The organism is Pseudomonas sp. efr-133-TYG-5, from assembly GCF_030209175.1.
In the GTDB taxonomy this organism is placed as follows: Bacteria; Pseudomonadota; Gammaproteobacteria; order Pseudomonadales; family Pseudomonadaceae; genus Aquipseudomonas.
Map to the genome: position 1 here is coordinate 221,407 of NZ_JARVSM010000004.1, position 25,367 is coordinate 246,773.

General features: G+C 62.3%; 24 protein-coding genes. 15 read left to right on the forward strand and 9 right to left on the reverse strand.

All coding sequences use genetic code 11. The features are described 5' to 3' along the window. Positions 1-345: 345 nt before the first annotated feature. Positions 346-1,770, reverse strand: coding sequence for an aspartate ammonia-lyase (aspA, locus tag QRN70_RS15775; protein WP_003229645.1), 1,425 nt, complete (start codon positions 1,768-1,770; stop codon positions 346-348). 180 nt (positions 1,771-1,950) lie between these two features. On the opposite strand from aspA, the gene QRN70_RS15780 reads away from it, so the two are divergent. Then, the gene (locus tag QRN70_RS15780) at positions 1,951-2,862 is read left to right on the forward strand and encodes a LysR substrate-binding domain-containing protein (protein WP_285418915.1); all 912 of its coding nucleotides are present in this window, start codon (positions 1,951-1,953) and stop codon (positions 2,860-2,862) included. 56 nt (positions 2,863-2,918) lie between these two features. Here QRN70_RS15780 and QRN70_RS15785 read toward each other — a convergent pair whose 3' ends face one another. Then, a complete protein-coding gene (locus tag QRN70_RS15785) occupies positions 2,919-3,476 on the reverse strand; it encodes a zinc metalloprotease (RefSeq protein WP_285418916.1) in 558 nt (185 codons plus the stop codon). A gap of 505 nt (positions 3,477-3,981) precedes the next feature. Between QRN70_RS15785 and purE the strand changes: the two genes are divergently transcribed. From purE to QRN70_RS15805, 4 genes are all read left to right on the forward strand, one after another. Beyond that, a complete protein-coding gene (gene purE / locus QRN70_RS15790) occupies positions 3,982-4,473 on the forward strand; it encodes a 5-(carboxyamino)imidazole ribonucleotide mutase (RefSeq protein ID WP_003229641.1) in 492 nt (163 codons plus the stop codon). 10 nt (positions 4,474-4,483) lie between these two features. Then, positions 4,484-5,566, forward strand: a complete 1,083-nt coding sequence (locus tag QRN70_RS15795; RefSeq protein WP_285418917.1) for a 5-(carboxyamino)imidazole ribonucleotide synthase — start codon at positions 4,484-4,486, stop codon at positions 5,564-5,566. Positions 5,567-5,676: 110 nt separating this feature from the next. Next, a complete protein-coding gene (locus tag QRN70_RS15800) occupies positions 5,677-5,922 on the forward strand; it encodes a GlsB/YeaQ/YmgE family stress response membrane protein (protein ID WP_003229635.1) in 246 nt (81 codons plus the stop codon). Positions 5,923-6,008: 86 nt separating this feature from the next. Beyond that, a complete protein-coding gene (locus QRN70_RS15805; protein WP_285418918.1) occupies positions 6,009-6,545 on the forward strand; it encodes a DUF3299 domain-containing protein in 537 nt (178 codons plus the stop codon). Positions 6,546-6,670: 125 nt separating this feature from the next. Here QRN70_RS15805 and QRN70_RS15810 read toward each other — a convergent pair whose 3' ends face one another. Both QRN70_RS15810 and QRN70_RS15815 read right to left on the reverse strand, forming a co-directional pair. After that, on the reverse strand, positions 6,671-7,570 hold the full coding sequence (locus QRN70_RS15810) for a D-hexose-6-phosphate mutarotase (protein WP_285418919.1): 900 nt from the start codon (positions 7,568-7,570) through the stop codon (positions 6,671-6,673). Between the two features lie 57 nt (positions 7,571-7,627). After that, a complete protein-coding gene (locus tag QRN70_RS15815) occupies positions 7,628-8,032 on the reverse strand; it encodes an acyl-CoA thioesterase (protein WP_003229628.1) in 405 nt (134 codons plus the stop codon). Between the two features lie 501 nt (positions 8,033-8,533). On the opposite strand from QRN70_RS15815, the gene QRN70_RS15820 reads away from it, so the two are divergent. The 8 genes from QRN70_RS15820 (at position 8,534) to QRN70_RS15855 (ending at position 19,259) form a co-directional block, all read left to right on the forward strand. After that, positions 8,534-9,832: an MFS transporter gene (locus QRN70_RS15820; protein ID WP_285418920.1), complete on the forward strand. Its 1,299-nt coding sequence runs from the start codon at positions 8,534-8,536 to the stop codon at positions 9,830-9,832. A 230-nt stretch (positions 9,833-10,062) separates the two neighbouring features. Next, a complete protein-coding gene (locus QRN70_RS15825) occupies positions 10,063-11,064 on the forward strand; it encodes a phosphate ABC transporter substrate-binding protein PstS (RefSeq protein WP_285418921.1) in 1,002 nt (333 codons plus the stop codon). A gap of 205 nt (positions 11,065-11,269) precedes the next feature. Further along, on the forward strand, positions 11,270-13,552 hold the full coding sequence (locus QRN70_RS15830; RefSeq protein WP_285418922.1) for an ABC transporter permease subunit: 2,283 nt from the start codon (positions 11,270-11,272) through the stop codon (positions 13,550-13,552). A 15-nt stretch (positions 13,553-13,567) separates the two neighbouring features. Continuing rightward, a complete protein-coding gene (gene pstA / locus QRN70_RS15835) occupies positions 13,568-15,238 on the forward strand; it encodes a phosphate ABC transporter permease PstA (protein ID WP_285418923.1) in 1,671 nt (556 codons plus the stop codon). Positions 15,239-15,331: 93 nt separating this feature from the next. Further along, positions 15,332-16,165, forward strand: a complete 834-nt coding sequence (pstB, locus tag QRN70_RS15840) for a phosphate ABC transporter ATP-binding protein PstB (RefSeq protein WP_166221929.1) — start codon at positions 15,332-15,334, stop codon at positions 16,163-16,165. Between the two features lie 115 nt (positions 16,166-16,280). After that, positions 16,281-17,042 (forward strand): phosphate signaling complex protein PhoU, encoded by a 762-nt coding sequence (gene phoU, locus QRN70_RS15845; protein WP_285418924.1) that lies wholly within the window; start codon positions 16,281-16,283, stop codon positions 17,040-17,042. Positions 17,043-17,208: 166 nt separating this feature from the next. Continuing rightward, positions 17,209-18,153, forward strand: a complete 945-nt coding sequence (locus tag QRN70_RS15850) for a response regulator (RefSeq protein ID WP_285418925.1) — start codon at positions 17,209-17,211, stop codon at positions 18,151-18,153. A gap of 209 nt (positions 18,154-18,362) precedes the next feature. After that, the gene (locus QRN70_RS15855; protein ID WP_285418926.1) at positions 18,363-19,259 is read left to right on the forward strand and encodes a peptidoglycan DD-metalloendopeptidase family protein; all 897 of its coding nucleotides are present in this window, start codon (positions 18,363-18,365) and stop codon (positions 19,257-19,259) included. 113 nt (positions 19,260-19,372) lie between these two features. Here QRN70_RS15855 and QRN70_RS15860 read toward each other — a convergent pair whose 3' ends face one another. From QRN70_RS15860 to phoB, 3 genes are all read right to left on the reverse strand, one after another. Further along, a complete protein-coding gene (locus tag QRN70_RS15860; protein ID WP_007962298.1) occupies positions 19,373-20,713 on the reverse strand; it encodes a hemolysin family protein in 1,341 nt (446 codons plus the stop codon). Positions 20,714-20,836: 123 nt separating this feature from the next. Continuing rightward, entirely contained in the window at positions 20,837-22,123 is a 1,287-nt protein-coding gene (phoR, locus tag QRN70_RS15865) for a phosphate regulon sensor histidine kinase PhoR (RefSeq protein WP_285419360.1), read from the reverse strand. A 136-nt stretch (positions 22,124-22,259) separates the two neighbouring features. Then, the gene (gene phoB / locus QRN70_RS15870; protein ID WP_003229608.1) at positions 22,260-22,949 is read right to left on the reverse strand and encodes a phosphate regulon transcriptional regulator PhoB; all 690 of its coding nucleotides are present in this window, start codon (positions 22,947-22,949) and stop codon (positions 22,260-22,262) included. Positions 22,950-23,100: 151 nt separating this feature from the next. Between phoB and QRN70_RS15875 the strand changes: the two genes are divergently transcribed. Next, positions 23,101-23,487: a COG4315 family predicted lipoprotein gene (locus QRN70_RS15875; RefSeq protein WP_285418927.1), complete on the forward strand. Its 387-nt coding sequence runs from the start codon at positions 23,101-23,103 to the stop codon at positions 23,485-23,487. Positions 23,488-23,535: 48 nt separating this feature from the next. On the opposite strand, the gene ubiA is transcribed toward QRN70_RS15875, so the two are convergent. After that, positions 23,536-24,426: a 4-hydroxybenzoate octaprenyltransferase gene (gene ubiA / locus QRN70_RS15880; protein ID WP_285418928.1), complete on the reverse strand. Its 891-nt coding sequence runs from the start codon at positions 24,424-24,426 to the stop codon at positions 23,536-23,538. After that, the gene (locus QRN70_RS15885; protein ID WP_285418929.1) at positions 24,426-24,986 is read right to left on the reverse strand and encodes a chorismate--pyruvate lyase family protein; all 561 of its coding nucleotides are present in this window, start codon (positions 24,984-24,986) and stop codon (positions 24,426-24,428) included. The genes ubiA and QRN70_RS15885 overlap by 1 nt, the downstream gene beginning before the upstream one ends. 200 nt (positions 24,987-25,186) lie before the next feature. Between QRN70_RS15885 and QRN70_RS15890 the strand changes: the two genes are divergently transcribed. After that, positions 25,187-25,354 (forward strand): rubredoxin, encoded by a 168-nt coding sequence (locus QRN70_RS15890; RefSeq protein ID WP_027616797.1) that lies wholly within the window; start codon positions 25,187-25,189, stop codon positions 25,352-25,354. Positions 25,355-25,367 lie beyond the last annotated feature (13 nt).

Below are 25,367 nucleotides of genomic sequence, written 5' to 3' on the forward strand. Positions count from 1 at the left end.
TTTGGGTCTCGTTACCGACGACCGCTCACGCGAAGAGGGGCGGCACTATACCTATCAGTGCGGCGCCCGTCTGCACGGTTGTGGTGCGCACGGTGTTTCGAGTTGCTGCAAAATCGCAAAATCGCAGCCTTCGGCAGCCCCATCAGGTGTCTGTCACCGGATGCGGGAGCTGCCGAAGGCTGCGATCTTGGCGGCATCAAAAGCACTGAACATGTAACGTCCTGCTCGCAAACAAGTTAAAAAAAAGGGCTCGGGGAATCATCCCCAAGCCCTCAAAAGGTGAGAGGTGTCTAGTCCCTCGACCTGGTGAGCGTGGCCCTTGTGCAGGGCCGGTGTTGCGTCGGGTCAGGCCTTCAGAGGCACCAGACGCGGAGCGATCATGTTTTCCGGGCGCAGGATGTCGGCGAGCATGGCTTCGTCGAGCAGGCCTTCTTCGCGCACCAGTTCCAGCACGCCGCGGCCGCTTTCGAGGGCGATACGGGCGATGCGGGTGGCGTTCTTGTAGCCGATGTACGGGTTCAGGGCGGTGACCAGGCCGATCGAGTGCTCGACCAGTTCTCGGCAGCGCGCTTCGTTGGCGGTGATGCCGACGATGCAGTGCTCGCGCAGCATGTCCATGGCGCGTTGCAGCAGGCGGATCGAGTCGAGGATCTTGAACGCGATCAGCGGCTCCATCACGTTCAGCTGCAGCTGGCCGCCTTCGGCTGCCATGGTCAGGGCCAGATCGTTACCGATGACCTGGAACGCGACCTGGTTGACGGCTTCCGGAATCACCGGGTTGACCTTGCCGGGCATGATCGAGCTGCCTGGCTGACGCGCCGGCAGGTTGATTTCGTTGATGCCGGTGCGCGGGCCGCTGGACAGCAGGCGCAGGTCGTTGCAGATCTTCGACAGCTTGACCGCGGTGCGCTTGAGCATGCCGGAGAACAGCACGAAGGCGCCCATGTCGGAGGTGGCTTCGATCAGGTCGGCAGCCGGCACCAGCGGTTGACCGCTGATCAGCGCCAGGCGCTGCACGGCCAGGGCCTGATAGCGCGGGTCGGCGTTGATGCCGGTACCGATCGCGGTGCCGCCCAGGTTCACTTCGGTCAGCAGTTCCGGGGCCAGCGTCTTCAGACGGGCCAGGTCTTCGCCCATGGTGGTGGCGAAGGCACGGAATTCCTGACCGAGGGTCATCGGCACGGCGTCCTGCAGCTGGGTACGACCCATCTTCAGCACGTGGTTGAATTCTTCACCCTTGGCCGCGAACGCCTGAATCAGGCTGTCGAGGCTGGCCAGCAGGGCGTCGTGGCCCAACAGCAGGCCCAGGCGAATGGCCGTCGGGTAGGCGTCGTTGGTCGACTGCGCCATGTTGACGTCGTCGTTCGGGTGCAGGTACTGGTACTCGCCCTTCTGGTGACCCATTGCTTCCAGCGCAATGTTGGCGATCACTTCGTTGGCGTTCATGTTGGTGGAGGTACCGGCGCCACCTTGAATCATGTCGACCACGAACTCTTCGTGGAAATCACCGCGGATCAATCGGGCACAGGCTTCGCTGATGGCAGCGTGCTTGGCTTCGCTCAGATGACCCAGCTCACGGTTGGCGTCAGCAGCGGCCTGTTTGACCATGGCCAGACCGACAACCAGTTTCGGGTAATGCGAAATCGGAACGCCGGAGAGACGGAAGTTGTTCACCGCTCGCAGGGTCTGGATGCCGTAATACGCTTGAGCCGGTACTTCCAGGGCGCCAAGCAGGTCGTTTTCTGTGCGGAAAGATGCAGCGGAGGACATGATAGAAATCATCTCGATATGGACCCGGTCTATGCCGGAACGCTGCGAATGCTAGGCTTGTGGGAATTTTTGGGCCAATGCTGTTAAACACTGCCCTATGCACATTCGGCATAATGCCCGTGTGACGCCGCGTGCGCGGCAGACGTGTGACCTGTTTTGGTGCGTGTCCGGGAGGACGTGATGAATCTGGAAAGCAAATGGCTCGAGGACTTCAGTGCCCTGGCCGCCACCCGCAGTTTCTCGCAGGCGGCCGAACGGCGCTTCGTGACCCAGCCGGCGTTCAGTCGGCGGATCCGCAGCCTCGAGGCGGCCCTCGGGCTGACGCTGGTCAACCGCTCGCGCACGCCGGTCGAGCTGACGGCGGCGGGGCAGCTGTTTCTGGTGACCGCACGCACCGTGGTCGAACAACTCGGCGAAGTGCTGCGCCATCTGCATCACCTCGAGGGCGGCCAGGGCGAGGTGATCCAGGTGGCGGCGGCACACTCGCTGGCGCTGGGCTTCTTCCCGCGCTGGATCGCCCAGTTGCGCAACGAAGGCCTGAACATCGCCACCCGGCTGGTGGCGACCAACGTCGGCGACGCCGTGCACGCGTTGCGTGAGGGCGGCTGCGATCTGATGCTGGCGTTCTACGACCCGGACGCGGCGATGCAGATGGACCCGGAGATCTTCCCCTCGCTGCACCTGGGGCAGACCGAAATGCTCCCGGTGTGCGCGGCGCACGCCAATGGCCAGCCGCTGTTCGATCTGGAAGGCGAGGCCAGCGTGCCCTTGCTGGCCTACAGCGCCGGGGCGTTTCTCGGACGTTCGGTCAACGGTCTGTTGCGCCAGCGGCAACTGCGTTTCACCACGATCTACGAAACCGCCATGGCCGACAGCCTGAAAAGCATGGCCCTGGAAGGCCTGGGCATTGCCTGGGTACCTCGCCTGAGCGTGCGTGCCGAACTGGCCCGGGGTGAACTGGTGGTCTGCGGCGGTCCGCAATGGCATGTGCCGCTGGAAATCCGCCTGTATCGCTGCGCATTGGTGCGCAAGGCCAATGTGCGCCTGCTGTGGCGCAAGCTCGAGGGCGGCGCGGCCGGTTCCGCGGCCTGAGGGGCGGTCAGTGCAGGTCGACGGGGTCGGCCTGCGGTTTCCCGCGGATCGCCGCGTCAGGCCTTCTCGAGATACTGGCGAATGATCTCGCGGTTGTTGTCGCTGAAGCGTTGGGCATCCAGGCGCAGGGGCGTGAAAAAGTCTGGCGTGTTCAACGGCGTCTCGCTCCACCAGCCGTTGTAGAGGATGTCCGCGTCTTCATGCGTGGCGTTGAACATGTGGCCCACTTCATGCGCCGGTGCATTGCTCACTGTTATCGAAGCAATACCGACATGACCGCCGCGTTGTGCGACACCGGCAATGTCACTGTTTATATCGGTGCGGGTAAGTAACAGATACTTGTTGAGTTTGCGATTGATGCGGATATTTTTGTCTTTGTATCGCTTTAGCAGATAATCATCGACTCGCTCGGCCCATCCGGCCAGCGCGGCGCTGGAACTGCTGTTCTTGTAGTTGTAACTGCTCAGATCGGGCGCTTCCGACGGGCGTACCAGGACAATCGCCATCGGGCGTGCGGAAATGTTCTCCATTTCCTCTTCCAGCCAGGAAAAGTAAGTCTCGAACAGCTCGTGGCGGTCGTGTTCGGCAAGATCCTGATGCAGGATGACGACCAATGACAGTGGGCGTTTTAACATGTTTCGTATTCTCTATTGGTTATTTGACTAGGGGTGGCGCGAGTGCGTGCGGCAAACTAATTCGAGTAAGTTTGCTCGGACGCAATTGGCGCTGTCAGTTGTAACTTGTGTGAAATAACTGCGCGACACATGTAACGATGTGGTGCGGTTTTATAACACCAATAGTTGTTAGAGGTTTTTATTGAAGTTTTTGCAGTTGTTGCGAGTTTGCAAGAGGCAATGAAAGTTCAGCGGGAATCATTAATCGAGTGTTCTTTGCATATTTGCCGATAACCGCCGATTCTTGATTTTCCGGTCAATAAACACCCTGCATCGAAGCAGATGACAGATGGTCGCCACAGGGGCTGTTTATTGCTTTCTTTGCGGTATACTGCGCGGCCTTCGGCCGGTTCGTCCGGCCATTTTTCCTACAACAAGCCACGCATTCTGCGTGGCTTGTTGTTTTTGACGCGCCTGCGGGCGCCCAGAGAGAAGAGGCGCGACGATGAGTGCACTGGTTGGCGTGATCATGGGCTCCAAGTCCGATTGGTCCACCCTTAGCCACACCGCCGATATGCTGGAAAAGCTCGGCATCCCGTACGAGGTCAAGGTGGTTTCCGCCCACCGCACCCCGGATCTGCTGTTCCAGTACGCCGAAGAGGCCGAGGGCCGCGGCATCGAGGTGATCATCGCCGGCGCCGGTGGCGCGGCGCACCTGCCAGGCATGTGTGCGGCCAAGACCCACCTGCCGGTGCTGGGCGTGCCCGTGCAGTCGTCGATGCTCTCGGGCGTCGATTCGCTGCTGTCGATCGTGCAGATGCCGGCCGGCATTCCGGTCGCCACCCTGGCCATCGGCAAGGCCGGCGCGATCAACGCCGCGCTGCTCTCGGCGAGCATCCTTGGCGCCAAGCATCCCCAGTTCCACGCGGTACTGAAAACCTTCCGTGCCGAGCAGACAGACAGCGTCCTGGACAATCCAGACCCACGTATTGCCTGAGGTTGTTGAGATGAAGATCGGTGTAATCGGTGGCGGCCAGTTGGGTCGCATGTTGGCTCTGGCGGGTACGCCGCTGGGCATGAACTTCGCTTTCCTCGACCCGGCGCCGGACGCCTGCGCGGCCGCCCTGGGTGAACACCTGCGCGCCGATTACGGCGATCAGGATCACTTGCGCCAGCTGGCCGACGAAGTCGACCTGGTGACCTTCGAGTTCGAAAGCGTCCCGGCCGAAACCGTGGCGTTTCTTTCGCAGTTCGTGCCGGTCTACCCGAGCGCCGAAGCCCTGCGCATCGCCCGCGACCGCTGGTTCGAGAAAAGCATGTTCAAGGACCTGGGCATTCCGACCCCGGCCTTTGCCGACATCCAGTCGCAAGCCGACCTGGACGCCGCCGTGGCTGCCATCGGCCTGCCGGCCGTGCTCAAGACCCGCACCCTGGGTTACGACGGCAAGGGCCAGAAAGTCCTGCGCAAGCCAGAAGACGTGGTTGGCACATTCGCCGAGCTGGGCAGCGTTGCCTGCCTGCTGGAGGGCTTTGTGCCGTTCACCGGTGAAGTCTCGCTGATCGCCGTGCGTGCCCGCGATGGCGAAACCCGCTTCTACCCGCTGGTGCACAACACCCACGACAGCGGCATCCTCAAGCTGTCGGTCGCCAGCACCGATCACCCGTTGCAGGCCCTGGCCGAAGACTATTCCAGCCGCGTGCTCAAGCAGCTGGACTACGTCGGCGTGATGGCGTTCGAGTTCTTTGAAGTCGACGGTGGCCTCAAGGCCAACGAAATCGCCCCGCGCGTGCACAACTCCGGGCACTGGACCACCGAAGGCGCCGAGTGCAGCCAGTTCGAAAACCACCTGCGGGCGGTGGCCGGCCTGCCGCTGGGTTCGACCGCCAAGGTCGGCGAGAGCGCGATGCTCAACTTCATCGGCAAAGTGCCCGAGACCGACAAAGTCCTGGCCATCGCCGATTGCCATCTGCATCACTACGGCAAGGCGTTCAAGGCCGGGCGCAAGGTCGGTCACGCCAACCTGCGCTGCGCCGACAAGGCCACGCTGCAGGCGCAGATCCTCAAGGTCGAAGCGCTGATCGCCGAGTAACCGCAGTTTCATCCGGCAGCGGCGGAACCAATCAGGGCCGCCGTTCTCTCATGGCAGGATGCGAAAGTCTGACTAGGCTACGCATATCTACCAATAGAGAGGGAAAAGCCATGGGAATTATCGGAACCATCTTTATCGGCCTGATCGTCGGCCTGCTGGCACGGTTCCTGAAACCGGGCGACGACAGCATGGGCTGGATCATGACCATCCTGCTGGGTATCGGCGGTTCGCTGGCAGCCACCTACGGCGGCCAGGCCCTGGGCATTTATCAGGCGGGGCAGGGCGCCGGTTTCATCGGTGCGCTGGTCGGTGCGATCGTGCTGCTGGTGATCTACGGTCTGATCAAAAAGAACTGATCCAAGCGACAAAGCCCTCTCTGCCAATCCGGCGGGAGGGCTAGAATGCTCGGCGATTCACTGACCCTTTCCTTCCGAGCACCTTCATGCGCCGTCTTCTGTTGACTCTCCTTTTGCTGGGCAGCGGTCTGGCCCACGCCGGCGAACTGCCGGAAACCGACTGGCTGGAATTGATGCCCAAGTCGGACCAGAAAGCCCTCGAGGCCATGCCCGAGATCGATCACAACTCCCCGGAAGCCACTGGCACCTTCACCGAAAAGGGCGGCATGAAACAGGCCAAGGGCCTGCCGGCGGTGATGTATTCGACCAAGACCGTGCCGGCGATGAACGACAAGCACATCCGCATCGGCGGTTACCCGGTGCCGCTGGAGTCCGACGCCAAGGGCCGCAGCACGCTGTTCTTCCTGGTGCCCTACCCGGGCGCGTGCATCCACGTGCCTCCACCGCCGCCGAATCAGCTGGTGCTGGTGCGTTATCCCAAGGGGCTGAAGCTGGACGATATCTACACACCGCTGTGGGTGACCGGCACGCTGAAGATCGAGAAGGTCAGCAATGACCTGGCCGATGCGGCGTATGCGCTGGATGCGGACAAGGTGCGGGTGGTGCAGGAAGCCGACCTCTGATCGTCACCCCATGACAACTGTGGGAGCGAGCCTGCTCGCGAATACGCTGTGTCAGCCACTATTCAAGTCTCTGACACAGCGCTTCGCGAGCAGGCTCGCTCCCACAGTTTGTATTGCGGTTCTGATTAAAGCGGTTTGCTGGCGACGCTGACGCCCATGGTATGGCTTGCCCCCGGTGCCAGCGTGACCACGTCATCCATCACGTTCGCCGTCTCGATGCACAGCATGCGCTGCCAGCCGTCGTTGTCCATGTCGCTGAGCGCGGCGGCGCGGTCGATCCACGGGTTCCAGATCACCGCCGTACGCGAGCCGGTCGCGGTCAGTACGATCTGCCGTTCCCAGGCCGGATCGAGGATGCTCAGCTGCGGCGGGGTGTCGAGGTAGATGCGGTCGGTTTCCCCGGCGAAGTGCAGATCGCCTTGCTGGCTGTGGGTCTTCCAGTCATCCAGGGTCTCGATGTAGTTCAGGCCATCCACGCCGTCGACGTGCACATTGCGCACATCACTGACCGCGAAATACGTGTGCAGCGCCTGACTCAGGCTGACGGTGTCACTGCCACGGTTGTGGCTGGTCAGGCTGAGGCTCAGTTGCTCGGACAGATGCAGGGTCAGGGTCAGATCGACCTGATGCGGCCAGCCCGGCAGGCCACCTTCGGGGTAGGGCAGCTTGAACTCGACCTTGACGCCCTGGGCTTCGGCTTCGATGCCACCCAGCTCCCAATCCATCGCCCGCACCAGGCCGTGCGCCGGTGCCGGCTCGGCGCTGACACGCATGGCCTGCACGCTTTCAGGGTTGCGGGCGAAGATGCCGAACCACGGCCAGCACACCGGCACGCCGGCGCGGATGCTCTTGCCGGTGTTGAACACGGCCTTGTCGTTCAACCAGATGATCGGCGGCTGGCCATCGACCTGATAACTGAGGACGTGCGCGCCTTGCTGGGCCACCAGCACTTCGGCCTGACCGTGGCGGATGCGCCAGCAGTTCAGTTCATCCAGTTTCACGGCTTCAACGTTGGGCGTGTTCATGGGACAGCTCTCGATCAGAAACAGGGACGACTATCGACCGCAGAACGGCCGCGAGGTTTAACGCGCGCGCGGCGGCACCGAGCGGGTGCGACCGCTGCCGTCGATGGCGACGAAAACGAAGACCGCCTCGGTCACTTTACGCCACTCGCTGGACAGCGGGTCGTCGCTCCACACCTCGACCATCATCTGGATCGAGCTGCGGCCGATTTCCAGGGTCTGGGTATAAAAGGACAACTGCGCGCCCACGGCCACCGGCACCAGGAACGCCATGCGATCGATGGCCACCGTGGCCACGCGGCCGCCGGCGACACGGCTGGCCATCGCGGTGCCGGCCAGATCCATCTGCGCCACCAGCCAGCCGCCGAAAATATCGCCGAAGCCGTTGGTTTCGCGCGGGAGTGCAGTAATTTGCAGGGCCAGGTCGCCTTGCGGGATCGGATCTTCTTGTTCGAGCTCTATCATGCCGGGGGGGCCTCTGACCCGTGACTCTTCGTTGGGTATTGCTGGTGGTAGCCGTCTTCAGGAAAAACGATTCAGCACCGAACATACTACGTTCGTCACGTTTTCCATAAGGCGCCTGAAGGGAAACTCTGCGAAACCGACTGCCGACACTGTGAGAACGACGGCGCTCAGCAATCCTGGGTCAAAAACAGGCTCGGACTGCTCATTTACCACCGTAAACTCGGCGTCCAAGCCTGTTCTTTCCTTGTCTTGCTTTCGCTCGCTACGTTCTCACAGCGTCGGATGACAGCAACGTTTTCGCACAGCAACCCCTTACAAACCGGAGCAAGGTGGCGAGTATATCGGTCGGTAGACTCCGCGACGACCATCCGGTTCTGAATTTGACCGTCAAATACGCGCCTCTATGTGCTTTTTCGAACAATTTGCTATGGTGCCGAACCTGCCCGAGCCACAGCCAGCGTTGTTGTGGCAGCAGATCCGACTATAAGAGAAGACCTTGCCATGACCACAGCGCCTTCGAGCCTCGCGCAGCCCGAGCAACCCGCACGTCCCCTGACCCGCAATGACTACAAGACCCTGTCGCTATCGGCCCTGGGCGGCGCGCTGGAGTTCTACGATTTCATCATCTTCGTGTTCTTTGCGACGGTGGTCGGCAAACTGTTTTTCCCCGCCGACATGCCCGAGTGGCTGCGCCTGATGCAGACCTTCGGCATCTTCGCCGCCGGCTATCTGGCCCGGCCGCTGGGCGGCATCGTCATGGCGCATTTCGGCGACCTGCTGGGCCGCAAGAAGATGTTCACCCTGAGCATTTTCATGATGGCCGTGCCGACCCTGATCATGGGCCTGTTGCCGACCTACGCGCAGATCGGCCTGTGGGCACCGATCCTCCTTCTGTTGATGCGGGTGATCCAGGGTGCGGCGATCGGCGGTGAGGTGCCGGGGGCGTGGGTCTTCGTTTCCGAACACGTGCCGCAAAAGCACATCGGCTACGCCTGCGGCACGCTGACCAGCGGCCTGACTGCCGGCATTCTGCTTGGCTCGCTGGTCGCCACCGCGATCAACAGCCTCTATACGCCAGTGGAAGTCGCGGATTACGCCTGGCGGATCCCGTTCCTGCTCGGCGGTGTCTTTGGTCTGTTCTCGGTCTATCTGCGCCGCTGGCTGCATGAAACCCCGGTGTTCGCCGAGCTGCAGCTGCGCAAGGCGCTGGCCGAGGAAGTGCCGCTGCGCGCGGTGCTGCGTGACCACCGCGGAGCCATCGCGATTTCGATGCTGCTGACCTGGCTGCTGTCGGCCGGCATCGTCGTGGTGATCCTGATGACCCCGACCGTACTGCAGACGGTCTACCACTTCTCGCCGACCGAGTCGCTGCAATCCAACAGTCTGGCGATCGTGTTCCTGAGCATCGGCTGCATTATCTCCGGTGCGCTGGCGGATCGCTTCGGCGCCGGCCGGGTGTTTGTCTTCGGCTCCCTGGGTTTGCTGATCAGCTCCTGGACCTTCTACCACAGCCTCGCCGATCACCCGAACTGGCTGTTCCCGCTGTATGCCCTGACCGGTCTGCTGGTCGGCACCATCGGCGCGGTGCCCTACGTGATGGTCAAGGCGTTCCCGCCGGTGGTGCGCTTCAGCGGTCTGTCCTTCTCTTATAACGTCGCCTACGCGATCTTCGGCGGCCTGACGCCGATGGTGGTCAGCCTGCTGCTCAAGGAAAGCGCCATGGGCCCTGCCTACTATGTGGCGGTGCTGTGCACGATGGGGATTCTGGTCGGCGCTTGGCTGTGGAAGAAGGGCCGCTGATCCGGAGTTCTTCCAGCAGTATCGGTTCCTTCGCGAGCAGGCTCGCTCCCACATTGGAAGGCATTTCAACGGTGGGAGCGAGCCTGCTCGCGAATGGGGCGACTCGAATCATCCAGTAAAACCTCGATGCTGGCCTTTCATCCAATTGTCATATTTCAGCCATAGAGTGTTCACACGGCCTGCTGATACTTGGCCCCGACTTAACACACCCTATCTGCTAGGAGTAAGGCATGAAACTGAAGCGTTTGATGGCGGCAATGACTTTTGTCGCTGCTGGCGTTGCGACCGCCAACGCGTTCGCCGCTGTTGACCCTGCTATCCCGAGCTACACCAAGACCACTGGTGTGTCGGGCAACCTGTCCAGCGTCGGTTCCGATACCCTGGCCAACCTCATGACCCTCTGGGCCGAGAACTACAAAAAAGAATACCCGAACGTCAACATCCAGATTCAGGCCGCTGGCTCCGCCACCGCGCCACCTGCGCTGACTGAAGGCACCTCCAACCTGGGCCCGATGAGCCGCAAGATGAAGGACACCGAACTGGCTGCCTTCGAGCAGAAGTACGGCTACAAGCCAACCGCCATCCCGGTTGCCGTGGACGCCCTGGCCGTGTTCGTGCACAAGGACAACCCGATCCAGCACCTGACCATGGAACAGGTTGACGCGATCTTCTCGTCGACCCGCCTGTGCGGCGCCAAGACCGACGTGAAAACCTGGGGCGACCTGGGCGTGACCGGCGACCTGGCCAACAAGCCAGTGCAACTGTTCGGCCGCAACTCGGTATCCGGCACCTACGGCTACTTCAAGGAAGAGGCCCTGTGCAAAGGCGACTACAAGCCTAACGTCAACGAACAACCAGGCTCGGCGTCGGTCGTGCAGTCGATCAGCTCCTCGCTGAACGGCATCGGTTATTCGGGCATCGGCTACAAGACCGCCAGCGTGAAAACCGTTGCACTGTCGAAGAAAGGCAGCACCGAGTTCATCGAAGACACCGAAGAAAACGCCCTGAACGGCAAGTACCCGCTGTCGCGTTTCCTCTACGTGTACGTCAACAAAGCCCCGAACAAGCCTCTGGCCCCGCTGGAAGCCGAGTTCGTCAAACTGGTGCTGTCGAAACAGGGCCAGGAAGTGGTTGTGAAAGACGGCTACATCCCACTGCCGGCCAAGGTTGCTGCAAAAGCACTGGCTGACCTGGGTCTGCAGGAAGGCGGCGCTGAAGTCGCAAAAAAGTAACAAACTGAGTCAGGGGTGAACCCCGCCTGACTCATGTGGGAGCGAGCCTGCTCGTGAAGGAGCCTTCAGAACCGGCACTTTCGCGAGCAAGTTCGCCCCACACTCCCCGAATTCTTCTAGCCACTGCCAGTGCCCTGCTGGCGGCGGATTTGGTGCGTCACTGCATTGTCATCTTTCTGTCATACAGGATCGCTAGGGTGTGCGCATGAATGATCTGGCCAATTCCAAAATGACTACGAACCCTCCCAAGCGCATTGACTTCAATACGCCTGAGTTGCAACGCAAGCGCCGCATTCGCGCGCTCAAGGATCGCTTCACCCGCTGGTACGTCCTCGTCGGCGGCCTGGCGGTGCTGGCAGCCATCACCCTGATCTTCTTCTTCCTCGCCTATGTGGTCGCGCCGCTGTTCAAAGGTGCTGACCTGAGCACGAAGGAGGCACTCACCCCGGCCTGGATGCAGGACGCTGGCAAGCCACTGATGATTTCGCTGGAAGAGCAGAATCAGGTGGCGATGCGCGTTTCCGACAAGGGCCAGGCGCTGTTCTTCGATATCGACAGTGGCGCTGAGCTCAAGCGCGTCGATCTGCCGGTCCCGGCCGGCGCCAGCGTGACCGCCATCGGCGAAGACCAGCCAGGTCATCCGCTGGTGGCCGTGGGCCTGTCCAACGGCCAGGCACTGGTGTTCCGTCACACCTACAAAGTCAGCTACCCGGAAGGCAAGAAAACCATCACTCCGGCCATCGAGTACCCGTACGGCGAAGCGCCAATCGCGGTGAACGAGAGCGGCGGGGCGCTGGAGCATGTCAGCCTCAATGCCACTGATTCGACGCTGATGCTGGTCGGTGCCACCGGCTCGCAACTCAATGTGCTGTCGCTGACCAGCGAAGAAAACATGATGACCGGCGAAGTCACCAACGAGCAGAAGCGCATCGAACTGCCGCAGATGACCGAGCCGGTGAAAAACATCTTCGTCGATCCGCGCCAGCAGTGGCTCTACGTGATCAACGGTCGCGCCCAGGCCGATGTGTTCAGCCTGCGCGACAAGAGCCTCAACGGTCGTTACAAGCTGCTGGAAAACGCCGACGCCGAAATCACCGCTTCGACGCAACTGGTGGGTGGCATCTCGCTGATCGTCGGCGATTCCAAGGGTGGCCTGGCCCAGTGGTTCATGGCCCGCGACACCGATGGCGAGCTGCGTCTGAAGCAGATCCGCACCTTCCAGATGGGCACCACGCCGATTGTCGAAATCTCCGCCGAAGAGCGCCGCAAGGGCTTCCTCGCCCTGGACGCCAGCGGCAAGCTCGGCGTGTTCCACAGCACCGCGCACCGTACCCTGCTGGTCGATCAGGTGGTCGAGGGCCAGGGCCTGTTCGGTCTGTCGCCGCGTGCCAACCGCGTCATCGTCGAGGCCGGCGGCAAGCTGCAACCGCTGCTGCTCGACAACCCGCACCCGGAAGTGTCCTGGAGTGCGCTGTGGAGCAAGGTCTGGTACGAGAACTACGACGAGCCTAAATACGTCTGGCAATCGACCGCCGCCAACACTGATTTCGAACCGAAACTGAGCCTCTCGCCCCTGACCTTCGGCACCCTGAAAGCCGCGTTCTACGCGATGCTGCTGGCGGCGCCGCTGGCGGTTGCCGCAGCGATCTACACCGCGTATTTCATGGCCCCGGGCATGCGCCGCAAGGTCAAACCGGTGATCGAGTTGATGGAGGCGATGCCGACGGTGATCCTCGGTTTCTTCGCCGGCCTGTTCCTCGCGCCGTATGTGGAGGGCCATCTGCCCGGCATCTTCAGCCTGTTGATGCTGCTGCCGATCGGCATCCTGGTGGCCGGTTTCACCTTCAGCCGCCTGCCTGAATCGATCCGCCTGAAAGTCCCGGACGGCTGGGAAAGTGCGCTGCTGATCCCGGTGATCCTGTTCGTCGGCTGGCTGTCGCTGTACATGAGCCCGTTCATGGAGAACTGGTTCTTCGGCGGTGACATGCGCATGTGGATCTCCCACGACCTGGGCATCACCTACGACCAGCGCAACGCTCTGGTGGTCGGTCTGGCCATGGGTTTCGCGGTGATCCCGAACATCTACTCGATCGCCGAAGACGCCGTGTTCAGCGTGCCGCGCGGCCTGACCCTGGGCTCTCTGGCCCTCGGTGCCACGCCGTGGCAGACCATGACCCGCGTGGTGATCCTCACCGCCAGCCCGGGCATCTTCTCGGCGCTGATGATCGGCATGGGCCGTGCGGTCGGCGAAACCATGATCGTGCTGATGGCCACCGGCAACACCCCGGTCATGGAAATGAACCTGTTCGAAGGCCTGCGCACCCTGGCCGCCAACGTCGCGGTGGAAATGCCCGAATCGGAAGTCGGCGGCAGCCACTACCGCGTGCTGTTCCTCTCGGCGCTGGTGCTGCTGCTGTTCACCTTCGTCATGAACACCCTCGCGGAACTGATTCGTCAGCGTCTGCGCAAGAAATACTCGTCGCTTTAAGAAAGGTAGAAGTCTGTGAAACAGAACTCCCTGAATGGATGGTTCAAGAGCGGCGCCCCGGGCGTCTGGATCAGCGGTGGCGCGGTGTCCATCGCGGTCATCATGACCATTGGCCTGCTGGCGGTGATTGCCGTGCGCGGCCTCGGTCACTTCTGGCCGGCGGACCTGATCCACGCCAGCTACAACGTGCCGGGCCAGGCCAATCACCTGGTCATCGGCGAAGTGGTGCAGAAAGAAGAAGTGCCGCGCGCCCGACTGAAGAGCGCCGGCCTGCCGGTGCCGGATCAGGGCCCGGAATTCATGACTCGCGAGCTGATCAAGGTCGGCAACCGCGACTTGAACGGCAACGACTTCACCTGGATCGTCGGCGAGTGGCTGACCGACCAGAAGAACCCGCCGGAGCTGATGGCCCTGGAGCGTCGCGAGTGGGGCAACTTCTACGGTTACCTGGTCAACGTCAAACAGGACGGCAAGGTCATCGCCGAGGGTGAAGCTGCCTGGCCCGAGCTGCAGGCACGGATCAACCGTGTGAACGGCCTCGCCGCGCAGCTCAAGTCGCTGGAGAAAACCGACATCGGCGCAATCAACGCCGGCCTCGAACGCATCCGTCTGCACGGGCGCAAACTGGAACTGGAAGGCAAGCTCGACCCGGCCGCGCAGGCGGACATGGACGCCGAGCGCGCCGAGCTGAACGCTCGCTACCAGGACATCGAAGCCCGTCTGGCCGACCTGCATGCGCAGTTCAACCGCGACGCCTTGACCGCTCGCGATGCCAACGGCAAGGAAATCGAAATCGGCCTGGGCAAAGTGGTGCACGCCTACCAGCCGAACGCGATGGGTACGTTCACCAAGATCGGTTTCTACTTCAGCAAGGTCTGGGAATTCCTCTCCGACGACCCGCGTGAAGCGAACACCGAAGGCGGGATTTTCCCGGCGATCTTCGGCACCGTGATGATGACCCTGATCATGGCGATGATCGTCACCCCGTTCGGCGTGCTGGCGGCGGTGTACCTGCGTGAATACGCCAAGCAGAACACCCTGACCCGGGTGATCCGCATCGCGGTGAACAACCTGGCCGGTGTGCCGGCGATCGTCTACGGCGTGTTCGGCCTGGGCTTCTTCGTCTATGTGCTGGGCGGCTCGCTCGACCGTCTGTTCTTCCCCGAAGCGCTGCCGGCACCGACCTTCGGCACGCCGGGCCTGCTCTGGGCGTCGTTGACCCTGGCGCTGCTGGCGGTGCCGGTGGTGATCGTTGCCACCGAGGAAGGCCTGGCGCGTATCCCGCGCACCGTGCGCGAAGGTTCGCTGGCCCTCGGCGCGACCAAGGCCGAGACGCTGTGGAAGATCGTTCTGCCAATGGCCAGCCCGGCGATGATGACCGGCATGATCCTCGCCGTGGCCCGCGCCGCCGGTGAAGTGGCGCCGCTGATGCTGGTGGGCGTGGTGAAACTGGCGCCGTCGCTGCCGGTGGACGGCAACTACCCGTACCTGCACCTGGACCAGAAGATCATGCACCTGGGCTTCCACATCTATGACGTCGGCTTCCAGAGCCCGAACGTCGAAGCCGCGCGGCCGCTGGTGTACGCCACGGCGCTGCTGCTGGTGCTGGTGATCGCCACGTTGAACCTGTCGGCGGTGTGGATTCGTAACCACCTGCGCGAAAAATACAAAGCACTGGACAGCTAAAGCCATTAGCCACAAGCGGCCAGCTACCCGCCGCTTTTGCTCAAACTTGCAGCTTGCAGCCAGAAGCTTGCAGCTACGAACGGAGTGAGACCCATGCAGCACGAAACACATACCCACGGCATCAACATGTCTGCCCTGGGCCGCGACAAGCAGAGCCTGAACCTCGAACAGGAAACCGTGGCCATCGAAGTGCCGGGCCTGAGCCTGTTCTACGGCGAAAAACAGGCGCTGTTCGACGTCAGCATGAACATTCCCAAGCAGCGCGTGACCGCTTTCATCGGGCCGTCGGGCTGCGGCAAGTCGACCCTGCTGCGCACCTTCAACCGGATGAACGATCTGGTCGACGGCTGCCGCGTGGAGGGGGCGATCAACCTCTACGGCAACAACATCTACCGCAAGGGCGAAGACGTCGCCGAGCTGCGTCGCCGGGTCGGCATGGTGTTCCAGAAGCCCAACCCGTTCCCGAAAACCATCTACGAAAACGTGGTCTACGGCCTGCGCATCCAGGGCATCAACAAGAAGCGCATTCTCGACGAAGCGGTCGAGTGGGCGTTGAAGGGCGCGGCGCTGTGGGACGAAGTCAAGGATCGCCTGCATGACTCGGCACTCGGCCTGTCCGGCGGTCAGCAACAGCGTCTGGTGATCGCGCGCACGATCGCGGTTGAGCCGGAAGTGCTGCTGCTCGACGAACCGTGCTCGGCCCTCGACCCGATCTCGACGCTGAAAGTCGAAGAGCTGATCTACGAGCTGAAATCCAAGTTCACCATCGTCATCGTCACCCACAACATGCAGCAGGCGGCGCGGGTGTCCGACTACACCGCGTTCATGTACATGGGCAAACTGGTGGAATTCGGCGACACCGATACGCTGTTCACCAACCCGGCCAAGAAGCAGACCGAAGACTACATCACAGGGCGGTACGGCTAGCCGTACAGCGACAAGCCGCAAGCTTCACGCGGCAGGTCAAAGCGGTTCAGCACAACGACACAAATTGGCTTGCAGCTCGTAGCTTGCAGCTCACAGCTTTTGCGGAGCAAACAACATGATTTCTAAGGAAGGCCTCACTCATCACATTTCCGCGCAGTTCAACGCCGAACTGGAAGAAGTGCGCAGCCATCTGCTGGCCATGGGCGGGCTGGTCGAGAAGCAGGTCAACGATGCGGTCACCGCGCTGATCGAGGCCGACTCCGGCCTGGCCCAGCAGGTGCGCGAAATCGATGACCAGATCAACCAGATGGAACGCAACATCGACGAAGAATGCCTGCGCATTCTCGCCCGCCGGCAGCCGGCAGCGTCCGACCTGCGCTTGATCATCAGCATCTCCAAGTCGGTGATCGACCTGGAACGCATCGGCGACGAAGCGACCAAGATCGCCCGCCGCGCGATACAGCTGTGCGAGGAAGGCGAAGCGCCGCGTGGTTACGTCGAAGTGCGTCACATCGGCGACCAGGTGCGCAACATGGTCCGTGACGCGCTGGACGCGTTTGCCCGTTTCGACGCCGATCTGGCGTTGTCGGTGGCGCAGTACGACAAGACCATCGACCGCGAATACAAGACCGCCCTGCGCGAGCTGGCGACCTACATGATGGAAGACCCGCGCTCTATCTCGCGGGTCTTGAGCATCATCTGGGTCCTGCGTTCGCTGGAGCGCATCGGCGACCACGCGCGCAACATCTCTGAGCTGGTGATTTACCTGGTGCGCGGCACCGATGTGCGCCACCTGGGCCTCAAGCGCATGAAGGAAGAAGTTCAGGGCACAAGTGGTGAAACCGCTAATGTTCCGGGCGATGCTGACGATAAGTAAGATTGCCTGAGAAAAGCGCCCGGCCCTTTGGCCGGGCGTTTTTTTTGCGGCTTTCGAATTCAAAAGCAGCACCCGCGAACGAAAAGTCCCGGCGTGACTGAAAAGTTTTGGCAAAGTGCCATCATTCAAGCGTTATGCTTGCCGGGATTTTTTTTAGGGGTGTTGGATGAGCAAGATCAGTGTGTTGGTCGTGGACGACGCGTCGTTCATTCGTGACCTGGTAAAAAAGTGCCTGCGTAACTACTTCCCGGGGATCCGCACCGAGGACGCCATCAACGGCAAGAAGGCCCAGGCCATGCTGGCCAAGGAAGCCTTCGACCTGGTCCTGTGCGACTGGGAGATGCCGGAAATGTCCGGTCTCGAACTGCTGACCTGGTGCCGCGAGCAGGACAACCTCAAGACCATGCCGTTCATCATGGTTACCAGCCGTGGCGACAAGGAAAACGTGGTGCAGGCCATCCAGGCCGGCGTTACCGGCTATGTCAGCAAACCGTTCACCAACGAGCAGCTGCTGACCAAGGTCAAGCAGGCCCTGAACAAGATCGGCAAGCTCGACACCCTGATGAACAGCGCGCCAACCAAAATGAATTCGGCCTTCGGCAATGATTCCCTGAGCGCGTTGACCGGCGGCAAGGCGGCCGTGGTCGGTGCCGCTCCAGCCGCCGCTGCAGCCAGGCCCGCCGTTGCAGCGCCTGCGGCTGCGGCGGCACCAGCCCGCGGCCTGCTCAACAGCCCGCCGGTCAAGGCACCGGCCGCCGCTGGCGCACCGACCGGCGGTCGCGGTCAGGGCCAGCTGCGTCTGCCAAGCGGTACCCAGCAGTGCGTGATCAAGGCCCTGAGCATCAAGGAAGCGCTGTTGGTGGTTAAGCGCACCGACACCCTGCCGCAGATCCTCGACAGCGCCGTGCTCGACCTGGAGCAGGGCGACAACGCCGAAATCGCCCGCCTCAACGGCTACCTGCACGCCGTCGTCGCTCACGAGCCGAAACCCGACAGCGAATGGCTGCAACTGACCTTCCGCTTCGTCGACCAGGACGCGCAGAAGCTCGACTACATCTCCCGCCTGATCGCCCGCGGTACGGCGCAGAAGCATTTCGTTCCGGGCGCCTGATCGCTACCGCCGGACAGTCCGTCTTCGCCAGCAGGCTCGCTCCCACAGTTGAAACGCGTTCCAATTGTGGCAGCGAGCCTGCTCGCGAAGGGGCTATCAAATGCACCACCGATCTCCCCCACCTGCCAATTTGAAACATCTGTCGACTAGCCTGGTCTGTCTCAGCTGCTAGGCTCATTTCAGGCCTTCACTCGACAGAATTCTTGCCCATGCTTGCGCGCCTGCTGTTTTGCTGTGGTCTGGTCGTGGCGTCCACTTCGGCCGCGGCCATGACCATCTACAAATCCACCGATGCCAACGGCGTGGTCTCGTACAGCGACCGGCCGAGCAAAGGCTCCCAGGTGTTCGTGTTCCAGGACCGGATGGTCGAGCGCCTGGAGCGCCAGGTTTATCTCGACATCAAGAAGCAAAAGGGCGCGGACGCGGTGTTCGTGCGCAACGAGTTGTACGCGCCGGTCGAGATTGCCCTGGCGTTTACCGGGATGAGCAATGTGCGCGGCGCACCGGCGCAAACGATCCGTCGGGTGCTGCCGGCGCGCAGCCATACGCGGTTGGCGTTGCTGACGGCGGTGTCCGGTGGCAAGCCGTTGGTGTACACGCCGATGTTCCACTATTCCCTCGGTGACCCGGCGGGCGCCGCCCAGGGCTATCGCTATCCGTTCCCATGGCGTGGCGGGCCGTTTCGCCTGAGTCAGGGCGCCAACGGCGACTACAGCCACTTCGGGCCGAAGAACAAATACGCCATGGACATCGCCATGCCGGTCGGCACACCGATCATCGCGGCGCGAGCCGGTGTGGTGGTGAAGACCGAGAACTCGCAGAACGGCCGTGGCAACGACCCTTCCGGCAATTTCGTGCGGGTGCTGCACGACGACGGCACGATGGGTGTGTACCTGCATCTCAAGCAAGGCTCGGTGAGCGTGCGCGAAGGCCAGCGAGTGGCGGTGGGCAGTCCGCTGGCGCTGTCCGGCAATACCGGCAACAGCAGCGGCCCGCACCTGCACTTCGTGGTGCAGCGCAATACCGGCATGGGGCTGGTGTCGATTCCGTATCAGTTCGCCCAGCCGCTGGGGGCCTTGCCCAACTTTGCGTTGGGCAAGCAGTGATGGGGTGTCTGATCTGACGCCTTCGCGAGCAAGCTCGCTGCCACAGGTCTTGCATCGTACTCGTGGGAGCGAGCCTGCTCGCGAAGGAAGCGGCGCGGTGCCCGATCAGCCCATCAATCGAGCATCAATACCTTGGCCAGCACGATCTTCGGCCCTTTCATCTTCTTGATGATGATCCGCAGGCCTTCGACTTCCAGCACTTCTTCCTCTTCCGGCACCCGTTTCAGGGTCTCGTAGACCAGCCCGGCGAGGGTTTCCGCTTCGATGTGGTCGAGGTCGATGCCCAGCAGGCGCTCGACCTTGAACAGCGGCGTGTCGCCACGCACCAGCAGCTTGCCCGGCTGATAGGCGAGGATGCCGCGCTCGGCCTTGCGGTGTTCGTCCTGGATATCGCCGACCAGCACTTCCAGCACGTCTTCCATGGTCAGGTAGCCGATGATGTTGCCGTCGGCCTCTTCGACCACGGCGAAGTGCGAGCCGCCCTTGCGGAACTGCTCCAGCAACTGCGAGAGGGGCATGTGCCGCGATACGCGTTCCAGTGGGCGGGTCAGTTCGGCGAGGTTGAACGACTCGGGAATGTGGTCCAGCGCGGCCAGTTCCAGCAGCAGGTCCTTGATGTGCAGCAGGCCGACGAACTCCTGACGCTCGCTGTCGTATACCGGATAGCGGCTGAACTTGTGGCGACGGAACATCGCCAGGATTTCCTTGAGCGGGGCGTTGAACTCGAGGGTGATCAGGTCTTCGCGGGAGTTGGCCCAGTCGACCACTTCCAGCTCGCCCATTTCCACTGCCGAAGCGAGCACGCGCATGCCCTGGTCGCTCGGGTCCTGGCCACGGCTGGAGTGCAGGATCAGTTTCAGTTCTTCACGGCTGTAATGGTGTTCGTGGTGCGGGCCGGGCTCGCCCTGGCCGGCAATCCGCAGAATCGCGTTGGCGCTGGCGTTGAGCAGGTAGATCGCCGGGTACATCGCCCAGTAGAACAGGTACAGCGGCACCGCCGTCCACAGCGACAGCAGCTCGGGTTTGCGGATCGCCCAGGATTTCGGGGCGAGTTCGCCGACCACGATGTGCAGGTAGGAAATGATGAAGAACGCGGTGAAGAACGAAATGCCCTTGACCACTTCCGGCGACTGCACGCCGACCGCGCTCAGCAGCGGCTCGAGCAGGTGCGCGAACGCCGGCTCACCGACCCAGCCCAGGCCGAGGGAGGCGAGGGTGATACCGAGCTGACACGCCGACAGGTAGGCATCGAGCTGACTGTGTACGGTGCGCAGGATGTGCCCGCGCCAGCCGTTCTTGTCGGCGATGGCCTCGACCCGGGTCGAGCGCAGTTTGACCATGGCGAATTCCGCCGCAACGAAGAAGCCGTTGAGCAAAACCAGGATCAGAGCAAAAAGGATCATGCCGAAATCGGCGAAAATGGTAGCGAGGGACAAGCCAGGGGAAGGGTCCATGATGGAGTTTTGCGGGTTCCGTGTGATTCGTAAGAGAGAAGAATTCGCGCCTGAAAGGCAGGCGCAAGTCAGCCAATGTAGCGGCTGACTTGGCGATTGCCTAGTGGCGCGTGCCGGCCGGCATCACTCGGCCGCGCTGATGGCCCGTGCCTGGGCGATCTGGGCCGGGGCGAAATGGCAGGTGAACGTGCTGCCATGACCGGGCACGCTGCTGATCTCCATCCGCGCGCGGTGGCGCAGCAACACGTGTTTGACGATCGCCAGGCCGAGGCCGGTGCCGCCGGTGTTGGAGTTGCGGCTGGAGTCGACGCGGTAGAAGCGCTCGGTCAGGCGTGGCAGGTGTTTGCTGTCGATGCCGATCCCGGAATCCTGCACGCTGAGGTGCGCGCCTTGCTCGTCGCCCCACCAGCGGATGCGGATATTGCCTTCGGCCGGGGTGTATTTGACCGCGTTGAACACCAGGTTGGAGAACGCGCTGCGCAGTTCCGCCTCGCTGCCCTTGAGCTGAATCCGCGCGTCGGCCTCGAGGGTGATGCGCTGGTTCTTCGAACCGGACAACTGCTGGGCATCGCTCTTGATCGACTGCAGCAGCGCGTCGATCGCCACCGGCTGGTTGTCCGACGGGTAATCGGTGGCTTCCAGTTTGGCCAGCAGCAACAGATCGTTGAGCAGCGTCTGCATGCGCCCGCCCTGTTGCTGCATCTGCTGCAGCGCGCGGCTCCAGCGCGGATTCACATCCTCGACATTGTCGAGCAGGGTTTCCAGATAACCGCAGATCACCGTCAGCGGCGTGCGCAATTCGTGGGAGACGTTGGCGATGAAATCCTTGCGCATCTGTTCCAGCTGATGGATGCGCGTGACGTCGCGCACCAGCATCAGGTGCTCGTTGTTGCCATAGCGGGTCAGGTACAGCTGAATGCGTACGCGGTCATTGGTCGGCGAGGGGATTTCCAGCGGTTCGGCGTAGCTTTCCTGCTCGAAGTATTCCTTGAAGCGCGGATGGCGTACCAGGTTGGTTACCGGCTGGCCGCTGTCCTGCGGGGTCTTGAGTCCGAGCAGGGTTTCCGCGGCGCGGTTCCACCATTCCAGGTTGCCGTCGCTGTCGAGCATGATCACCGCGTCTTTCAGGGCGGCGGTGGACTCCTGCACGCGGTCGATCACCGCTTGCAGGCGCCCGCGCACGCGCTGGTCGCGGCGTTGCAGGTGGTAGATGCTGTCGAACACCTCGCCCCACAGGCCGTAGCCGTCGGGTGGCGCTTCATCGGGTTGGTGCAGGCGCAGCCACTCGTGCAGGCGCAGCAGTTGCTTGAGCGTCCAGGCCAGGTACAGACCCAGGCCTGCAGCGAGGCTCCAGCCGTAGTAGCCGGTGATCAGGCCGATCACCAGGCAGGCGGTGACCAGCAACAGCATGTGGCGAATCAGGGTGCCATGCCAGTTTTGATTCACGGAGCGTCCTTAACGCAGCTTCGAGTTTCAAGCTGCAAGCTGCAAGTCAGAGCGGTTCGGCTGTTCCTTGCCGCTTGTAGCTTGAAGCTTGCCGCTGCTTTTATGCTTTGGTGGAAAACCGGTAGCCGGTGCCGCGCACGGTTTGTACCAGATTTTCGTAGGCATCGCCGAGGGCCTTGCGCAGGCGGCGGATATGCACGTCGACGGTGCGCTCTTCCACATAAACGTTGCCGCCCCAGACCTGATCGAGCAACTGGCCACGGGTGTAGGCGCGTTCCTGGTGGGTCATGAAGAATTGCAGCAGGCGATATTCGGTCGGGCCCATTTCCGCCGGCCGGCCGTCGATGGTCACGCGATGGCTGATCGGGTCGAGCAGCAGTCCGCCGACTTCGATTGGCGCTTCGCCATCGGTCGGACCGGCGCGGCGCAGCACGGCTTTCAGGCGCGCGACCAGCTCGCGCGGCGAGAACGGCTTGGTGATGTAGTCGTCGGCGCCGACTTCCAGGCCCTGGATCTTGTTGTCCTCTTCGCCCTTGGCGGTGAGCATGATGATCGGAATGTCTCCGGTCAGCTCGTCGCGCTTGAGACGGCGGGCCAGCTCGATGCCGGAGGTGCCGGGCAGCATCCAGTCGAGCAGGATCAGGTCCGGCTTGCGGTCGACGATGATGGCGTGTGCCTGCTGCGAGTTCTCTGCCTCGAGGCAGTCATAGCCGGCCATTTCCAACGCAACGGCGATCATTTCGCGAATGGGCGCTTCGTCGTCGACGATCAGAATGCTCCTGCCAACCATGCCTTAATCCTCTTGTCATTTACCTGTCTTGCGCCGCATTAGATAACGGAATTATTGCAGTCGTGTGACAGTATTTTAGTCCGGCGGCGATTGTGCGAATCCTGAACTAAGCTCTAAGTCCGAATCCTGACAACCACAAAAGAAGGTTTCCATGACTCAAATGACTGCTTCCTTCAAAGCACTGCTGATGGCTGCCGCCCTGACTCTGCCCGGACTGGCAATGGCGGCCGAGCCGGCCATGATGAAAGACGGAATGATGGTCGATCACAAAGGCATGACCGTTTACACGTTCGACAAGGACGCTGGCGGCAAGTCGATGTGCAACGACGATTGCGCCAAGAACTGGCCACCGATGATGGCGCCGGCGGGGGCCAAGGCCGAGGGCAAATGGACGGTCATCAAGCGCGATGACGGCAAGATGCAATGGGCTTACGACGGCAAGCCGCTGTACACCTTCATGAAGGATGAAAAGCCCGGCGAAATGAAGGGCGACGGCATGAAGGACGTCTGGCACGTCGTGCATATGTCGCAGAAGTAAGCGCTCGGCGCGGTACGAGTCTGCCCCGGTTTGCGGGGCAGATTCATTTCAGCGCAACGCGTAATCCAGCACGATGCCGACAAAGATCGCCAGCCCGGCCCAGTGGTTGTGCAGGAACGCTCGGAAGCAACGCATGCGGTCGCGGTCGCGGGTGTACCAGAACTCCCAGGCATAGCAGCCGGCGGCCACCAGCAGGCCGAGGTGGAACCACAGGCCCAGCTCGAATTTCGCCCCGGCCAGCAGCAGGCAGCCCAGCGACAGTGCCTGCAGGGTCAGGATGATCACCCGATCCGCCTCGCCGAACAGGATCGCGGTGGATTTCACGCCGATCTTCAGGTCGTCGTCACGGTCGGTCATGGCGTAATAGGTGTCGTAGCCCACGGTCCACAGCAGGTTGGCGATCCACAGCAGCCAGGCCGCGGCCGGCAGTTCGCCGGTCTCGGCAGTGAATGCCATCGGCATGCCCCAGGAGAACGCCGCGCCCAGCACCACTTGCGGGTAATAGGTGTAGCGCTTCATGAACGGATAGGTGAAGGCCAGCGCCAGCCCCCCGAGGGACAGCCAGATGGTCGGCGCATTGGTGCACAGCACCAGCAGGAAACTCACCCCCATCAGCACGGCAAAGAACACCAGCGCCTCTTTCGAACTGATTTTGCCGGCCGCCAGCGGCCGCTGCGCGGTGCGTTTGACGTGGCCGTCGACCTTGCGGTCGGCCCAGTCGTTGATCACGCAGCCGCCGGCACGGGTCAGCACCACGCCGAGGACGAAGATCGCGATGTTGGCCAGCGACGGCGCGCCCTTGCCGGCAATCCACAGCGCCCACAGCGTTGGCCACAGCAGCAGGTAGATGCCGATCGGCTTGTCCATGCGGGTCAACTGAATGAAATCCCAGGCACGCGGGTTCAAGCGGTTCAGGGACTTGAGCAGGCTCTGGTACATCAGCAGTTCTCCGGATGGGCGCGGGCGGCGTTCCACAGGCTCGGCAGGAAAATCTCCGCCACCAGCACGCTCAGCGCGCCGCGGTCGAAGCGTGAACGGCGGCCCCACAGCGCGTCTGCCCGGCAGTCGTGCGGGAGCCAGTCTGCGGGGTAGTGACAGACTTCGATGGCACGGCGCTGGAACGCGTGGTCGCAGAACAGCAGTTCGCCCAGTGAGCGGCTGCCCAGTTCATCCATGTGCAGGCCGTCGCCCTGCAAGGCACTGCGCGACGCCACGCTGCGGGCGAACACCCAGGCCTCGCCGTGGCCGCGCAGGTACACCTCGCGCACCCAGCCTTCGCTGCCTGCGGGCAGGTCGAGCGCCGCACATTCGTCGGCGCGCAGGCGGTCCCAGCCTTCGAACAACGGCGTGACGCTGAAGCCGTCGTTGGACAGGCGGGTCAGGCGGCGGGTCAGGGAACCCTCGTCGAACAGCCAGTCGCGGGTCATCGGATCGGGGAGGGGCGTCAGGCGGCCTTGAGGCAGCCAGAGCGGGGCCGGGGAGGAATTTGAATGTTGCACAATGAGTCATTATTGGCCGCAAAGGAGGCGGCGAGCTTACCATGCTGACCTGCGAGATTGATGGATCCGGGACGCCGTTGCGCCGAACAGGCTTGCATCGCCGCGTCCCGATCAGTACAAAACGCCCTGAGCCGGATGGCAACGCAGTACCCAACGACCGTCCGCGCCGGCATAAGCCTGAACCCTGAGGAAGTACCTGAATGAAGAAGTGGCAATGTGTGGTCTGCGGCCTGATCTACAACGAAGCCGACGGTTGGCCGGATGACGGCATTGCGCCGGGCACCCTGTGGCAGGACGTACCGGAAGACTGGCTGTGCCCGGACTGCGGCGTCGGCAAGATGGACTTCGAAATGATCGAAATCGCCTGAAAACAATACTGAA

Bases quoted from the DNA above. Each gene is read 5' to 3' on its own strand.
- aspA (WP_003229645.1), bottom strand. From the start codon at position 1,770: ATGTCCTCCGCTGCATCTTTCCGCACAGAAAACGACCTGCTTGGCGCC.
- QRN70_RS15780 (WP_285418915.1), top strand. From the start codon at position 1,951: ATGAATCTGGAAAGCAAATGGCTCGAGGACTTCAGTGCCCTGGCCGCC.
- purE (WP_003229641.1), top strand. From the start codon at position 3,982: ATGAGTGCACTGGTTGGCGTGATCATGGGCTCCAAGTCCGATTGGTCC.
- QRN70_RS15795 (WP_285418917.1), top strand. From the start codon at position 4,484: ATGAAGATCGGTGTAATCGGTGGCGGCCAGTTGGGTCGCATGTTGGCT.
- QRN70_RS15800 (WP_003229635.1), top strand. From the start codon at position 5,677: ATGGGAATTATCGGAACCATCTTTATCGGCCTGATCGTCGGCCTGCTG.
- QRN70_RS15805 (WP_285418918.1), top strand. From the start codon at position 6,009: ATGCGCCGTCTTCTGTTGACTCTCCTTTTGCTGGGCAGCGGTCTGGCC.
- QRN70_RS15810 (WP_285418919.1), bottom strand. From the start codon at position 7,570: ATGAACACGCCCAACGTTGAAGCCGTGAAACTGGATGAACTGAACTGC.
- QRN70_RS15815 (WP_003229628.1), bottom strand. From the start codon at position 8,032: ATGATAGAGCTCGAACAAGAAGATCCGATCCCGCAAGGCGACCTGGCC.
- QRN70_RS15820 (WP_285418920.1), top strand. From the start codon at position 8,534: ATGACCACAGCGCCTTCGAGCCTCGCGCAGCCCGAGCAACCCGCACGT.
- QRN70_RS15825 (WP_285418921.1), top strand. From the start codon at position 10,063: ATGAAACTGAAGCGTTTGATGGCGGCAATGACTTTTGTCGCTGCTGGC.
- QRN70_RS15830 (WP_285418922.1), top strand. From the start codon at position 11,270: ATGAATGATCTGGCCAATTCCAAAATGACTACGAACCCTCCCAAGCGC.
- pstB (WP_166221929.1), top strand. From the start codon at position 15,332: ATGCAGCACGAAACACATACCCACGGCATCAACATGTCTGCCCTGGGC.
- phoU (WP_285418924.1), top strand. From the start codon at position 16,281: ATGATTTCTAAGGAAGGCCTCACTCATCACATTTCCGCGCAGTTCAAC.
- QRN70_RS15850 (WP_285418925.1), top strand. From the start codon at position 17,209: ATGAGCAAGATCAGTGTGTTGGTCGTGGACGACGCGTCGTTCATTCGT.
- QRN70_RS15855 (WP_285418926.1), top strand. From the start codon at position 18,363: ATGCTTGCGCGCCTGCTGTTTTGCTGTGGTCTGGTCGTGGCGTCCACT.
- QRN70_RS15860 (WP_007962298.1), bottom strand. From the start codon at position 20,713: ATGGACCCTTCCCCTGGCTTGTCCCTCGCTACCATTTTCGCCGATTTC.
- phoR (WP_285419360.1), bottom strand. From the start codon at position 22,123: ATGCTGTTGCTGGTCACCGCCTGCCTGGTGATCGGCCTGATCACCGGC.
- phoB (WP_003229608.1), bottom strand. From the start codon at position 22,949: ATGGTTGGCAGGAGCATTCTGATCGTCGACGACGAAGCGCCCATTCGC.
- QRN70_RS15875 (WP_285418927.1), top strand. From the start codon at position 23,101: ATGACTCAAATGACTGCTTCCTTCAAAGCACTGCTGATGGCTGCCGCC.
- ubiA (WP_285418928.1), bottom strand. From the start codon at position 24,426: ATGTACCAGAGCCTGCTCAAGTCCCTGAACCGCTTGAACCCGCGTGCC.
- QRN70_RS15890 (WP_027616797.1), top strand. From the start codon at position 25,187: ATGAAGAAGTGGCAATGTGTGGTCTGCGGCCTGATCTACAACGAAGCC.